Annotated in this window: 10 protein-coding genes; 6 read left to right on the forward strand and 4 right to left on the reverse strand. The window is 35.1% G+C overall.

Annotation, left to right across the window (positions count from 1 at the left end; translation table 11 throughout):
• Positions 1-7: 7 nt before the first annotated feature.
• From HNS40_RS13205 to HNS40_RS13215, 3 genes are all read left to right on the forward strand, one after another.
• Positions 8-1,027: a glycosyltransferase family 2 protein gene (locus HNS40_RS13205; protein WP_172281567.1), complete on the forward strand. Its 1,020-nt coding sequence runs from the start codon at positions 8-10 to the stop codon at positions 1,025-1,027.
• Positions 1,028-1,053: 26 nt separating this feature from the next.
• On the forward strand, positions 1,054-1,467 hold the full coding sequence (locus tag HNS40_RS13210; protein WP_172281569.1) for a hypothetical protein: 414 nt from the start codon (positions 1,054-1,056) through the stop codon (positions 1,465-1,467).
• Positions 1,468-1,585: 118 nt separating this feature from the next.
• On the forward strand, positions 1,586-3,052 hold the full coding sequence (locus HNS40_RS13215) for a C1 family peptidase (protein WP_172281572.1): 1,467 nt from the start codon (positions 1,586-1,588) through the stop codon (positions 3,050-3,052).
• 7 nt (positions 3,053-3,059) lie between these two features.
• Here the strand turns inward: HNS40_RS13215 and HNS40_RS13220 are convergent, their stop codons facing one another.
• From HNS40_RS13220 to HNS40_RS13235, 4 genes are all read right to left on the reverse strand, one after another.
• A complete protein-coding gene (locus HNS40_RS13220) occupies positions 3,060-4,271 on the reverse strand; it encodes a hybrid sensor histidine kinase/response regulator (protein ID WP_172281574.1) in 1,212 nt (403 codons plus the stop codon).
• 107 nt (positions 4,272-4,378) lie between these two features.
• Positions 4,379-5,692 (reverse strand): 30S ribosomal protein S12 methylthiotransferase RimO, encoded by a 1,314-nt coding sequence (rimO, locus tag HNS40_RS13225; protein WP_172281577.1) that lies wholly within the window; start codon positions 5,690-5,692, stop codon positions 4,379-4,381.
• Positions 5,693-5,698: 6 nt separating this feature from the next.
• A complete protein-coding gene (locus HNS40_RS13230; RefSeq protein ID WP_172281580.1) occupies positions 5,699-6,112 on the reverse strand; it encodes a tetratricopeptide repeat protein in 414 nt (137 codons plus the stop codon).
• A complete protein-coding gene (locus tag HNS40_RS13235) occupies positions 6,112-7,158 on the reverse strand; it encodes an endonuclease/exonuclease/phosphatase family protein (protein WP_253916349.1) in 1,047 nt (348 codons plus the stop codon). The genes HNS40_RS13230 and HNS40_RS13235 overlap by 1 nt, the downstream gene beginning before the upstream one ends.
• Before the next feature lie 127 nt (positions 7,159-7,285).
• On the opposite strand from HNS40_RS13235, the gene HNS40_RS13240 reads away from it, so the two are divergent.
• The 3 genes from HNS40_RS13240 (at position 7,286) to HNS40_RS13250 (ending at position 13,680) form a co-directional block, all read left to right on the forward strand.
• Complete coding sequence (locus tag HNS40_RS13240) at positions 7,286-9,811, forward strand: TonB-dependent receptor plug domain-containing protein (protein WP_172281582.1); 2,526 nt, start codon at positions 7,286-7,288, stop codon at positions 9,809-9,811.
• 23 nt (positions 9,812-9,834) lie between these two features.
• A complete protein-coding gene (locus HNS40_RS13245) occupies positions 9,835-12,357 on the forward strand; it encodes a DUF5689 domain-containing protein (RefSeq protein ID WP_172281584.1) in 2,523 nt (840 codons plus the stop codon).
• A 180-nt stretch (positions 12,358-12,537) separates the two neighbouring features.
• Positions 12,538-13,680: a Fic family protein gene (locus HNS40_RS13250; RefSeq protein ID WP_172281585.1), complete on the forward strand. Its 1,143-nt coding sequence runs from the start codon at positions 12,538-12,540 to the stop codon at positions 13,678-13,680.
• Positions 13,681-14,379 lie beyond the last annotated feature (699 nt).

A 14,379-nucleotide genomic window follows, 5' to 3' on the forward strand; every position in this document is an offset into this window, starting at 1 on the left:
ACCTTTTATGTTAAAAGTTGCAGTGGTTATTCTGAATTGGAATGGCAAAAGTTTCCTTCAGAAATTCCTTCCCTCTGTCCTGAAAAATATTCCATACTATGCGGAATTATTTGTAGCTGATAATCACTCATCAGATGACTCTGTAGAATTCTTAAAGGAAAACTATCCTCAAGTTCATTTAGTGATAAACAGTGAAAATGGAGGGTATGCAAAAGGTTATAATGAGGGACTAAAGCAAATAGATGCTCAATATTACGTCCTGTTAAATAGTGATATTGAAGTCGGCCCCAATTGGATAGAGCCTATTGTTCAATTGATGGATGGTGATGCCCAGATAGCAGCTTGTCAACCTAAGATTTTATCCTTTCATCAGAAACAAGAATTTGAATATGCTGGTGCTGGAGGAGGTTATATTGATAAATATGGCTATCCATTTTGTAGAGGACGTATATTTCAAGAGATAGAAGAGGATCACCAACAATTTGATGATTCGATAGAGGTTTTTTGGGCCAGTGGAGCCTGCATGTTTGTGCGTGCAGAACATTATCATGAATTGGGAGGTTTGGACGATGATTTCTTTGCACATATGGAGGAAATCGATTTTTGTTGGCGTGCTAAGAATGCTGGGTATAAGATTTTTTATGAAGGAAAATCGGTAGTTTATCATGTTGGTGGTGGCACATTGCATAAAAGTAATCCTAAAAAAACATATCTTAACTTTAGAAATAATTTTTATCTCTTGTATAAAAATCTAGAGGGTAAAAGACTTATCCCTGTTTTTTTCTGGCGTTTGGTTTTGGATGGAGTCGCAGGGATAAAATTTTTCATTGATGGAGATTATAAAGACACCTATGCCATTCTTAAAGCTCATCTTAAGTTTTACTGTTCACTCCCGTCTTTATATCAAAAGAGGAGGGATCTGAATCAAAATAGGGTTTCGATGATGTATCAGAGAAATATAGTATACGAGCACTTTGTGAAAAAGATCAAAAAATTCAACTCTCTGCAGAAAGACCGTTTTAGTTAAGCCATTTTTTCCGATTTTTGTAATCCATGAAAAGAGGACATCTACAAACTTACCCCATAAAAATTTTACTAGCTTTTGGTGAAGCCATTAGTGGCAATGAAAAGTTTTTCCATTTCTTGATGGAAAATAAGTACCCAGAACTTGGTGTTTTGGCCAAGTCGATTAGAGGAGGGGAGGAAAGTGTAAAATGGTTGTTGAAAAATGGCTATCCACAATTTGCAGTTTTCGATAGTGCCATCCATAACGATAAAAAAGCCATTATGTGGCTGTATAAATATAATTTTAAGTTTCTGATTCGTTTAGCTGATGCCTCTCGCGGTACTCCTATAGCACTTAAGTGGTTCGAGAAAAATGATTTAAAAGTTTTCGTAGTGATAGCCAAAAAGATAGAGTCTTTTGTTAGTCAGCAAACTTTTGATGTTCATAAGAGGAGGTTTTAACTCATTTTGTTTCTGGTTTACTGCGTTTTTTTTTTATACTCATAATCTGGTTTTTGATTTTCCTTCCTCATCAATTTTATTATTTTAGTATCTTTGGAAATCACTTAAAGAAAAACGCATGATTAAGAAAAATACTTTTATTTTGGCATTCCTAGTTTTTTTTAGCCTAGGAAGCATTGCCCAAGTAGGGTTGAATCCTACAAATCCAGAATTTACTAAAGCTATTCAAAATCAGCATATAAAAGCAGAAAGTGAAATAGAGGCAGGTGGTATTCCTTTTCCTGTTAAGTTAGGGTATGCAGCATTCTCGTCAAATTCCTCTAAAGATTTTCCGAGTTCCTATGATTTAAGAGGATTGGGAGTGTTACCTCCTGTAAAAACCCAGTCATCTGGCGGGTGCTGGGCTTATTCATCTATGTCTACAGTGGAATCTAGAATGTTAGTTTTGGAGCAAGGATTGTATAATTTGTCTGATAATAATCTCAAATATTGTCATGAGTTTTTCCCTGGGCGTTCCACAAATGGTAATGCATGGATGGCGACAGCCTATTTTGCTCGTCAATCTGGGCCTTTACTAGAGGAGCAGGATCCTCATCCCGGGGGCACATCAGAACCTGGGGTGAATTGTCCTGTGGGAGAAGCTCCCGCTTTTTTAGTGAGAGAATCTAGGTATCCACCTGGTGATATGAATTCCATTAAGCAGTTGATTATGGACAATGGTTCGGTATGGTCTTTGATATATTATAATGCGACATATTTTAATGATGCTGAAAATACTTACTATTATGGTGGAACCCATGAAGTAAATCATGTATTTAACATAGTAGGTTGGGATGATAATAAAGTCACTGATGGTGGCGTTGGTGCATGGATATGCCAAAATACTTATGGAACTTCTTGGGGTGAGGATGGTTTTGTTTACACAAGCTATAATGACAGTCAGTTTTTGATTTATAATGCTTATTTCCCCAGTTTTGAGATCTATAGTGAGGATAGTCGAGTATTATTGTATGATGAGTTAGGGAATTATTCTAGCTATGGTTATGGAAGTGAAGACGGGTATGCTTTAGTGAAATATGAAGTTACAGAGAATCTGTTCATCGATAAGCTTGGTACTTATGCTATGGCTTATGGAACAGGTATTGAAATGGAGATATATTCAGATTTTGATGCTGTTTCTGGTGTTTTAAGTAATCAGATTGGGCAAGTCTCAGCTAAAACAACTGAACATCCTGGTCTATATACTTATGCTTTAGATGAGCCTATTTCTGTACTTATGGGGAGCGAATTATATATCAAAGTAAAATACAATACCCCTTCTTATGATTGGCCAATACCAGTGGAGATGTATTTAGAAACCTATTCTGACCCATATATAGAATCCGGAGTAGCTTGGATTAGTGGTTCAGGCAATGATGGAGATTGGTTATCAGTTGGTGAGGATACTGACTATAAAATAGACTTATGCATAAATGTGTATGGAACTTATAATCCAAACGCAGTTCCTTTATCTAATCATATCATTATGGTAATGATGATGGGATTGTTGGCGGTTTTTAGCGTTAGAATTCTTTTAAAGAAGTAGAAGATATTTATTTATTAAGAGGGAGCTTGACCATAAAACAAGCTCCTCCTTTTTTGCTGACCTCTACAGATATAGAACCACCATAGCTTTCGGCAGTACTCTTACAAAATCGAAGACCAATCCCAGTACCGGTTGGGGCCTTTGAATCGTCTTTACATTCTTTGGGTTTGGTGGTAAAGAAAGGGTCGAAAATACGAGCTAATAATTCAGGTGGAATTCCAGGGCCATTATCACTGACTTTAAAATAGGCCATTTGGTCTATGATTCCAGTTTCAATATCAATCTCTTTATTTTCATATTGATATAAAGCATCCATAGCATTTTTAACTAGGTTTTGAAATAGCTGAGATATTTCTGCAGTGATTACTTTAATAGGAAGAGGTTCTATAGATAAGTTGATTTCTTTTTTTACTTGATTTTTGAACTCTAAATCAACATTTAAGAAATCAATTTCCTGTTCAATAATTCTATTGAGATCAGTTATTTCAATCTCCTCATTATGGTCGGTTCGGCTCTTTTTTAGCATGGATTTTAAATCCTTTAATAGCGCCTCTAATTTTTCCTTGTTCAGCTTGTTCAGCTCCCATATTTCTTGGAGTTCATCATTTATACTGTCTTGTAAGTCACTTTGAGAAATTTCTTGTTCTATGCCGTCCTTCATCATATCTATAACATCCATACCATTAGCTACACTGGTAATAGGACCTCTAACATTATGAATAACACCTTGCATAAATTGAGCCAGAATACTTTCTCGCTCTTTAATGATAAGCTCTTGAGTTCTTTGCTCCACCATGTCTTCCAGTTCGTGGTTGTATTGCTCAATTTTATCACGGTCAAGTTTGGCTTGAAGGTGGTTGGTTACCCTGCCAATAACCTCAATGTCTTCGAATGGTTTGGTGATATAGTCTACGGCACCTAATTCAAAACCTCTGATTTTATCTTTAATATCGTGCTTGGCACTTAAGAAAATGATAGGTATATGTTTTAAATCAGGGTTGGCTTTTAATTTTTCACAAATACTAAAGCCATCCTCATCAGGGAGCATGATATCTAATAGGATGATATCTGGAGTTTTCTTGGCAAGTAGCTCAAAAGTCTCTTTACCATTCGTTGTTAATGCAAATGAATAGCCCTGATTTTTGAGAATGTTTCCTAAAACTTGTATGTTTTGTGGGACATCGTCTACTAGTAAGACAAGAGAGTTTTTGGTTGCCATGATATTAATCTAATATTTGCTAGGGTTCTTTATTAAGGTTCTTCAAATTAAAGAACATATAAATTTAAGAAATATTATATAAACTCCAAGAAAATGATTTAAAATAATTAAACTATTTGTGCATATAAGTCAAAAGAATCAACTTGTGTGATTTTTGCTTGATAGAATTTCCCTACTTGTAAATCACAACTATCATATTCTATTAAAACTTCATTATCTACTTCTGGAGAGTCAAATTCTGTTCTACCCACGTAGTGCTCGTCCTCTATCCGATCTATAATTACCTTGTAAGTCTTTCCTAGCTTATTTTGATTGATTTCTAGGCTGATACCTTGCTGAAGTTGCATGAGTTCTTCTTTTCTCTCTAGTTTCACCGCCTCCGGTACGTCATCCTTGAGATCGTAGGCCGTAGTGTTTTCCTCGGGAGAATAGGTAAATACACCCATTCTATCGAACCTTGAATCTTTTACGAATTCTTTTAATTCTTGGAACTCCTCTTCTGTTTCACCTGGGAAACCAACGATAAGGGTCGTTCTAATGGCTACACCAGGAACGGTTTCTCTCATCTTATTTACTAATCCTCTAGTGGTTTCTGAATTATGATTTCTCTTCATGTCTCTAAGTACTCTATCGTTAATGTGTTGAAGAGGAATATCCACATAGTTTGCTATTTTCTTTTCAGAATTCATGAGTTCTAAAACATCAAGAGGGAAGTTGTTAGGGTAGGTATAGTGGAGTCTTATCCATTCTATGCCTTTAATCTTAACCAATTCGCGAAGCAACTCTGCTAAGGCTAGTCTTTTATAGATATCTATTCCATAAGAAACTAGGTCTTGAGCAATTAAAATCAACTCCTTAACCCCTTTTGCAGCTATAGAACGGGCTTCTTTTACCAAGATATCCATATCAATACTTTTGTGTTTTCCTCTAATTTTAGGAATGGCACAAAAGGCACAGGTTCTATTACAGCCTTCAGATATTTTTAAATAGGCATAATGAGAAGGGGTAGTTAATTCTCTTTCACCTACCAACTCATCTCTATATTCTACACCAATGCCCTCCGTGATTTTCTTGATGTCGGCATCGGTAGCTCCATAATATCCATCCACTTCTGTAATTTCTGAAGGGAGCTCGTTTTTATATCTTTCCGAAAGGCAGCCCATCACATATACCTTGTCCAGATGACCAGCTCTCTTGGCGTCAACAGCATTTAGTATCATATCAATGCTTTCTTCCTTGGCATCTGCAATAAATCCACAGGTATTGATGATAACAGCATCGTAATCTTCATTATCCTGCTCATGCATCACTTGAATTTTATTGGCTTTAAGCTGGGCCATTAGATGTTCTGAATCCACTAGGTTTTTGGAACATCCCATGGTTATTACATTTATCTTCTTAGGTATTTGTTTGGTCTTCATCTTCGATTATTTACAATGTTTTAATAAATCGGCTAGGTTAGGGCGACCTAAATCCTGAGCTTTTTGGTAATCTTCACAGCTTTTATCTCTCTCGTTTAAATAAAACCAAGCTCTTCCTCTGTTAAAATAGGCGTCATCATATTTGGGGTTATTTTCAATAGCTTTTGTGAAATATTCAATAGCAGTATTATAATCCCGAAAATTCATATAACAATTTCCACAAGAATACAATAAAAGCGCATCGTTTGGAACATATTCCAATCCTTTTTGAAACTCAATTAAGGCAGCTTCTGAATCACTATTAATTAAGTGTTTTCTTCCTATTTCATAATGTTTTTCTGCTTTCTCTTGAGGAGGAGTACAGGAGTTCAATAGAATTAAAAAAATAATATTAAAATATAGAAATGTTCTTATCTTCATTATTTTACTTCTCTTACTAAGTACATATATACTGGAAAGTGATCACTATATCCACCTTGGAACTTATTTCCTACAAAGGAACGTTTAGGATAACCTTTATATTTTCCTTCTTGATTGATCATATAGGGTTTCTTAAAGATTTCAGACTTGAAATAGGTCCATGTACTACGATCTTCAGCAACTAAGGCTGGTGTCATAATGATTTGATCAAATAAATTCCAAGAATCTCTATAAGCCAATGAACCAATACCCTTTTTATATTTGGTCATAAATGGATTATAAAAATATCCTTCAGATAATTTTGATTTGTCATCTGTTGCTTTTAGGTGTTTTGCTACGCTAATATCAACAGGATCATCATTTAAATCGCCCATAATCATCACTTTTGCATTTGGATTGAGAGCCAATAAAGAATCCGCCAACGAGCGACTTAAATCTGCTGCGGCTACACGTTTTGGTCTAGAACGTTTTTCTCCACCACCTCTACTTGGCCAGTGATTGACTTGAAAGTGAACTTCTTCGCCTTTTAATAAACCAGTAACCACCAATTGATCTCTAGATTTAAAATTAGTATCAGCCATCATAAATGGAGCAGAATAGCTATTTGTGAGTTCAAAATAATCAGGATTATAAACCAAGGCCACGTCAATTCCTCTTCTATCAGGTGAGTTATAATGCACAACTTGATAGTTTCTATCTTTTAAAGCATCTGTTTTTACTAAATCTTCTACAACAAATCTGTTTTCTATTTCAGAAATACCAAAAATAGCTAATCCATCAGGAGTTTTGTCTGTAGCTATCTCTGATAGTACTCTAGCCATCTGATCTAGTTTGTAATAATATCTCTCTGCATTCCATTTTTTAGCACCATTGGGTAGGAAGTCACCTTCTGCAACGCCTTCTGAATCAATGGTGTCGAAGAGGTTTTCTAGATTGTAATAACCTATGGCGACAATTTCGTATTGCTGTGCTTTAGATTCGAAAGAAGTTAATGAAATACTAAAGACCATGAAAATAGTCAGGAGCTTAGAAATAATATGTTTCATATTTTTTATGTTTACTAAATTTTGGGCAAATTTAATTGATTCTTTCAACGAAAATAACTTTCAAGTGTTATTAATTTAATTATTTTTGTTGCCCCCAATTTATAGGGTAATCAAAAATCAAAAAAATATGCGTGAAATAAAATGGATTTTACTATTCCTGTTCATTTCAGCCTTATCTTTTGCACAAGTAGATACTAAAGTGGATACTTTAAAAATGGAAATGAAAGAGGATAATTCCTCTGCTTCTGTTGTGGTGATAAGTCAAGCTGAGTTGGATGGAGATGAAGAGTCGACAGATATTTCGGGGATTTTACAGTCTTCCAAAGATATTTTTGTATCGACTGCGGGCTACACATTAGGTGCAGCAAGATTCAGAATCAGAGGGTATGATTCTGATAATGCTAGTGTTAATATGAATGGAGTAAGTTTGAACGACATGGAGTCAGGAAGAGTATATTGGTCTTCGTGGGGCGGTTTAAACGATGCTTTAAGGAACAGTGAAGTCCTTAATGGGATTACTTCTGCTCAGTTTTCCTATGGTGGCGTTGGTGGAGCTACCAATATGGAAGCACGTGCTTCAAGTTACTCTCCCACTACTAAATTAACTTATTCATTCTTGAATAAATCGTATAATCAACGATTGATGTTTACTTATGCTACAGGAATGCAGGAAAATGGTTGGGCTTTCACTTTCAGTGGCTCTCGACGTTGGGCTCAGGAAGGATATGTTCAAGGTAATTCTTATGATGCTTATGCTTATTTCCTATCTGTAGAGAAAAAAATTAATAATAAGCATTCCATTGGATTTATTGGCTATGGTGCTCCTAGTAAAAGAGGAAAAGGCTCTGCATCTGTACAAGAAGCTTACGATTTAAGTGGTAATAATTATTATAATCCAAATTGGGGTTATCAGAACGGCGAGAAAAGAAATGCTCGTATGTCTAATTTTCATAAACCCATGCTGATTTTAAGTCATTACTGGACCATTGATGAAGATACAAAGCTTACCACATCAGCTTCATATATGTTTGGTAGAGGTGGTGGAACTGCTTTAAACTGGGTTTCGGGTAACGATCCTCGTCCAGATTATTATAGGAATCTTCCAAGCTACTATGCCGAAACGGATCCTGCTCATGCAGCCTATTTGACCGATCAATGGGAGAATAATGAGGCATTTAGACAATTAGATTGGGATTATTTCTATCAAGCCAACTCCGATGAATTTGCAAATATTGAGAATGCAAATGGAATTGAAGGAAATACAGTTTATGGAAAAAGATCTAATTATATTATAGAAGACAGAAGAAGTGACAGTAAGAAAATGAATCTGACTTCTACTTATAATTCTAGAATCAATGAAGATATGATTTTCTCTGGAGGTATCGATTTAACCAATTATAAAGGAGATCGCTATACTGTTGTAGACGATTTATTGGGTGGCGATTTTTATTTGGACGTTAATAAATTTGCGGAAAGAGATTTTTCTGATCCTAGTTTTGCACAATCTGATTTAAATAATCCAAATAATGTGGTTAAAGTTGGTGATATCTTTGGATATAATTACACCGCCAATATCAATAAATATATGGCATGGGCACAAATGGCTTTTGAATATCAAAAAGTGGATTATTATGTGGGTGCCAATGTTTCTTACGATCAGTTTTGGAGAACAGGTCATATGCGTAATGGTTTGTTTCCAGAGGATTCTTATGGAGATTCTAAAAAGAATAACTTCTTAAACTATGGTGCTAAAGGTGGGGTGACCTATAAAGTATCGGGTCGACATTATTTAAGTGCCAATGCATTATACCAAACCCGAGCGCCTCAGTTCCGTAATTCTTATCTTTCTGATAGAACCAGAGACCAAGTGGTTGATAATTTAACCAATGAAAAAATCTCTTCTGCTGATTTGAATTATGTGGTTAAGATGCCTGGCTTTAATGCTAGAGTTTCTGCTTACTATACTAAGTTTGCCGATAAAACATGGAGTAGAAGTTTTTATCATGAAGATTTGAAAAACTTTGTGAACTATAATATGACTGGTTTAGATGAGCGTAATATGGGACTTGAATTAGGAGCCCAATATGAAATTATCACAGACCTTAAAATTAATGTAGTGGCTGCAGTGGGTGAAAATATTTATGATTCTCGTGCACAGTCGACCATTACTTTAGATAATAGTAGAGCAGTTTTGAGTAACCGTACTGTATATCTTAAGAATTATTATGTTGGAGGAAGCCCTCAGACAGCATTATCTGGTGGATTAAATTATAAAACACCTTTCTTTATGTATATTGGCTTTGATGTGAACTATTTTGATAGGGCTTATTTACCTATCAATCCAGATAGAAGAACAGCGGAAGCGGTTGCGGGTATTGAACCCACATATCCTACTTATGATATGATTCTGGATCAAGAAAGATTACCCAGTGCGGTAACTCTTGATGCAAATATTGGTAAATCTTGGAGAATAGATTATAAATATTTTATCAATATCAATTTCTCTGTTAATAATATCTTGAATAATCAAGAGGTGATAACAGGTGGATATGAGCAATTTAGATACGATACAGAAGATATCAATAAGTTCGCCAATAAGTATTATTATATGTATGGAACTACCTATTATTTAAATGTTAGTTTCAGATTTTAATGAAAAAGGAAAAAATTAGAGAAATGAAAAATATATTATTAAAGATTTCAAGTATTGCTATTGTTCTGCTATTATTAGTGGGAATGAATAGCTGTGTAAAAGACGAGTTTGATACTCCACCATCACAAAATATCCCAGTAGGTGATATGGTGACGGTAGCTGATTTATTGGCCTCTGCTACTAGTGCTCCTCAAAAAGTTACTGAAGATAAATCCTTATATGGTGTCATAACCATGGGGGAGCAAAATGGTAACTTATATAAGGAAGCTTATATGCGTGATGCTACTGGAGGAATTAAATTAAGCTTATTATCATCTACTAGTCTTGCGGTTGGTGATTCTGTTCGTATTTATATGAACGGAGCTAGGTATTATAATGATAATGACCAAATTACTATTGACTCATTAGAAACCACCTATAATTTGATTAAAATTTCGGCTGGTAAAACTGTTAAACCTATTGATGTTACTATTTCTGACATTAATACAGGCGCTTATATTGGTCAATTGATAAAATTAAGTGGGGTGCAGTTTATAAATGGGGAGTTAGGTAAAACATATGCTGATGCTCAGGCTCTTGTTACTGAAAACCGTACAATAGAAGATTGTACAAGCTCAACTATTGTTAGAACAAGTGGCTATTCAAACTTTGCTGGTGATTTAATTCCTGAAGGTAATGGGACTTTAATAGCTATTGCTTCAAGTTATAGAGGAACTTCTCAACTATATATTAGAGATGTTGAAGAGGTAGTGATGAATGGTGAAAGATGTGGCGATGAGCCTGGTGGTAGTTGGGAAGTTAATTCTTCAATTAAAGCAGTAAAAGATTTATATCAAGGTTCAAGATTGCAAATAGAGGATGAATTAGTATTTGAAGCCACTGTTACCGCTAATGACCAGTTTGGTAATTACTATAAAACACTTGTAATTCAGGATTCGGAAAGAGGTGTTGAAGTTAAAATAAACGATTACGATTTATTTTTAACTTATACTGTAGGACAAAAATTATTAGTGAGTTGTAAAAATTTATACCTTGATGCTTATGGTGGGGTTGTTCAATTAGGTAGTGTTTATGATGATAATGGTGAAGAGAAATTCGGCGGAATCGATCCAGCTTTCCTTTCTTCTCATGTTCAGCTTGCCGATGGAGGTGTAGCTTTATCTCCAACAGTATTAGAAATAAATAATCTTACTGAGGATTATTTAGGAATGTTGATTGAATTACAAAATGTTCAATTTGTAGATGCTGATTTGAATGAAACATATGCTGATATGGCAAATAATTATTCAGCAAATAGAACTTTAACAAATTGTGATGGAATTCAAACCATTGTAAGAACTAGTTCTTATGCTGATTTTGGTGGTAGTCAAATTGCTCAAGGCAATGGTTCTTTTATTGGTATTCTTAGTGCATATAATGGAAGTTATCAATTCCTTATTCGTGATGTAAATGATCTTGATATGAATGGTCAGCGTTGCGATGTAGGCGGCGGCGGTGGCGGAGTTGAACCTGTCGACGAAATCAATGAAACTTTTGAAGGTGCTGTTGATTATTCTGATATCGCAATAGATGGTTGGACTACTTTAAATGTTCAAGGAGATAGAAACTGGCAAGGTAAAACTTATAATACTGATAAATATGCACAAGCAACAGGTTATAATTCTGGATTAGATGTTATGGAAACTTGGTTGATTACTCCTCCTGTTACTAATATTGGAACTAAAAAGTTAAGCCTAAAAACAGCAAAGGCCTTTTGGGCTCATACATCAGGAAGTCCATTAACAGTATTGGTTTCTGAAGATTTCGATGGAGAAAACTTTGAGACAGCCAACTGGACAGAGATTAATCCTGTATTAGCTGGAGAGTCTGATGCTGATAATGCTTGGATTGAATCAGGTGATTATGATCTTACTGCCTTTAGTGGTAATGCCGCTATTGCTTTTAAATATTTAGGTAGTGGTACAGAATCTACTTCTTACCGCCTTGACGATATCGTTGTGAGCACCGAAGGTGGCTCTGGCGGTGGCGGAGGTGGTGGAGGCGGTGGAAGCACCGTTGACATGATCGATGAGCAATTTAACTCTGCAGTTAACTACGAAGATATCAACCTCGAAGGTTGGGTAAATGTAAATGTAGAAGGCGACCGCATGTGGCAAGGTAAAGAATATGATACTGAAAAATATGCACAATCAACTGGATATAACTCAGGTGTGGATTATATGGAATGTTGGTTGATTACTCCTATGATTTCTGATATCGGTTCTAAGTCGCTTAGCTTAAAAACAGCGATGGCCTATTGGGCACACTCTGGTGAACCATTAATGATTATGGTTTCTACTGATTATGATGGTGAAAATTATGCAAGTGCTACATGGACAGAGATTGATGTGACTACAGCATCTTCTTCTGATTCTGATCACGCTTGGATAGATTCTGGAGCAGTTTCTTTATCTGCATTTAGCGGTGATGCTGCCATTGCTTTCAAATATGTTGGAAGCAATACAGAATCAACTTCTATTCGTTTAGATGATATCTTGGTACAATAATCACTAAGTTTAAAATTTTAAAACCCCATGCTTTCGAGTATGGGGTTTTTTTATTTGTTGTTACCGCCAAACAAAAAAAACAACTGTGCGGAGATTAATAGTTTTAATCAGAGCATATTTTGTGGAGAAAGTTTCTTTTGCGGAGAATATGAAGTATATTTGTCGCATAAATTGCGGAGAATGAAGATTTTTATACACGAAAAAGAAAACTGGACTGATTTCATTTGGGATAATAAGAAAGTGATGATTAAACTAGGTGAAGCTAGAAATCAACAAGGACGACTTTTGGGCAAAATGGAGTCGCTGGGCTTTGATTTGCAAAATGAAGCAGTATTGAATACGCTTACTTTAGATGTTATAAAATCATCTGAAATCGAGGGTGATTTTTTAGAAATAGAACAAGTGCGTTCTTCAATCGCTCGTAGGCTTGGGCTCAACATTGCAGGTGCTGTAGAATCGGAGCGCTATATTGAAGGGATAGTTGAAATGATGCTTGACGCTACACAAAAATACGATTTGGCTTTGACTAAAGACAGGTTGTTTGGTTGGCACGCAGCTCTCTTCCCAACAGGATGGAGTAAGCTTTATAAAATCACAGTTGCCGATTGGAGAAAAGACACGACTGGCCCTATGCAAGTTGTATCAGGACCTATGGGTAAAGAGAAAGTTCACTATCAAGCTCCAAGTTCTGACAGAATAGAATCTGAAATGAAAACATTTTTAAATTGGTTTGAAAATGAACATGGAATAGATTTGGTTTTAAAAGCAGCTATTGCTCATTTATGGTTTGTAACAATTCATCCATTCGACGATGGAAACGGAAGAATCACAAGAGCAATAACAGATATGACATTAGCACGTTCTGATAAAAGTATTAGGCGGTTTTACAGTATGTCAGCGCAAATAAGAATGGAGAGGAAACAGTATTATGAGAAACTTGAAAAAGCACAAAAAGAAAATTCAGATATAACAGAATGGATTTTGTGGTTTTTGCAATGTTTAATTAATGCTATTGAGTCTACAGAAGAAACATTATCGAAAATACTTAATAAAGCAGAATTTTGGAAATTGAATTCAGCCACAATTCTTAATAACAGGCAACAAAAAATAATAAACAGATTGCTTGACGGATTTGATGGAAAGTTGACAAGCTCGAAATGGGGAAGAATTAACAAGTGTTCACAGGATACAGCTCTTCGAGATATTCAAGATTTGATAAAGAAGGATATATTACAAAAAGAAGCAAGTGGTGGACGCAGCACAAATTATGAATTGAAAGAAATGCCAGACGGTATCATGCGGAAAAAAATATTGCTTAGATAGTGCTAAATTTGACAAAATCATATTTGAATTTGTCAAAAGCAGTTATGGACTATTTTATCTTGAAATAAGGCGGTGGTGTATACGGCAATAGGTAGTGGGCTATATTATCATATAGGGTCTTCGAAACTTAAAGAGGAACCAGATGGGCCATTGATGTTCAAGCAAGTCCATTAAATAAATTATTATGCATAGATTTTATAAGAGATTAAGCAATTGGTCAACGATATTGATAGTTTTCTTATTTGTGTTAATTTTCTTTTTTGAAGATGAATTTTCAGCTCAAATCACAAATATACTATACGGTGCCTTTATAGTTTCTTGGATAGCTTTGCCTTTTGCTGAGATTATGAAGTATAAAAACAAATGAAAATGAAAAAACATATCATACACTTAGGTATTTATCTTGCTTATAATATTCATCAAGTTATAAATATAATTTTTGCTTTCTCTCTAGTTTTTCTTGTTCCAGCTCGCTCGGATTTGCAATCCGAGTGTATATTATACTCAAAACATTTATACTTTTGTTTGATGTTAGACAGTTAGGAGAATAATGAGCTCAAATGACTATTATTGGGTCACATTAAAAACTATGGGGAATCCTTATCTTAGCTGACAAAAATTAAGTTTTGGAATTAACAATATTACAAGAGTTTTTACCCGCATTTATCTTAGATTATTTTGAGGTAAAAGAGTTTTACA

Source organism: Lentimicrobium sp. S6 (genome assembly GCF_013166635.1).
Taxonomy (GTDB): Bacteria; Bacteroidota; Bacteroidia; order Bacteroidales; family UBA12170; genus UBA12170.

Coding starts and splice junctions, on each gene's coding strand:
- rimO (WP_172281577.1), bottom strand. CDS start 5,692: ATGAAGACCAAACAAATACCTAAGAAGATAAATGTAATAACCATGGGA.
- HNS40_RS13240 (WP_172281582.1), top strand. CDS start 7,286: ATGCGTGAAATAAAATGGATTTTACTATTCCTGTTCATTTCAGCCTTA.
- HNS40_RS13215 (WP_172281572.1), top strand. CDS start 1,586: ATGATTAAGAAAAATACTTTTATTTTGGCATTCCTAGTTTTTTTTAGC.
- HNS40_RS13205 (WP_172281567.1), top strand. CDS start 8: ATGTTAAAAGTTGCAGTGGTTATTCTGAATTGGAATGGCAAAAGTTTC.
- HNS40_RS13235 (WP_253916349.1), bottom strand. CDS start 7,158: ATGAAACATATTATTTCTAAGCTCCTGACTATTTTCATGGTCTTTAGT.
- HNS40_RS13230 (WP_172281580.1), bottom strand. CDS start 6,112: ATGAAGATAAGAACATTTCTATATTTTAATATTATTTTTTTAATTCTA.
- HNS40_RS13210 (WP_172281569.1), top strand. CDS start 1,054: ATGAAAAGAGGACATCTACAAACTTACCCCATAAAAATTTTACTAGCT.
- HNS40_RS13250 (WP_172281585.1), top strand. CDS start 12,538: ATGAAGATTTTTATACACGAAAAAGAAAACTGGACTGATTTCATTTGG.
- HNS40_RS13220 (WP_172281574.1), bottom strand. CDS start 4,271: ATGGCAACCAAAAACTCTCTTGTCTTACTAGTAGACGATGTCCCACAA.
- HNS40_RS13245 (WP_172281584.1), top strand. CDS start 9,835: ATGAAAAATATATTATTAAAGATTTCAAGTATTGCTATTGTTCTGCTA.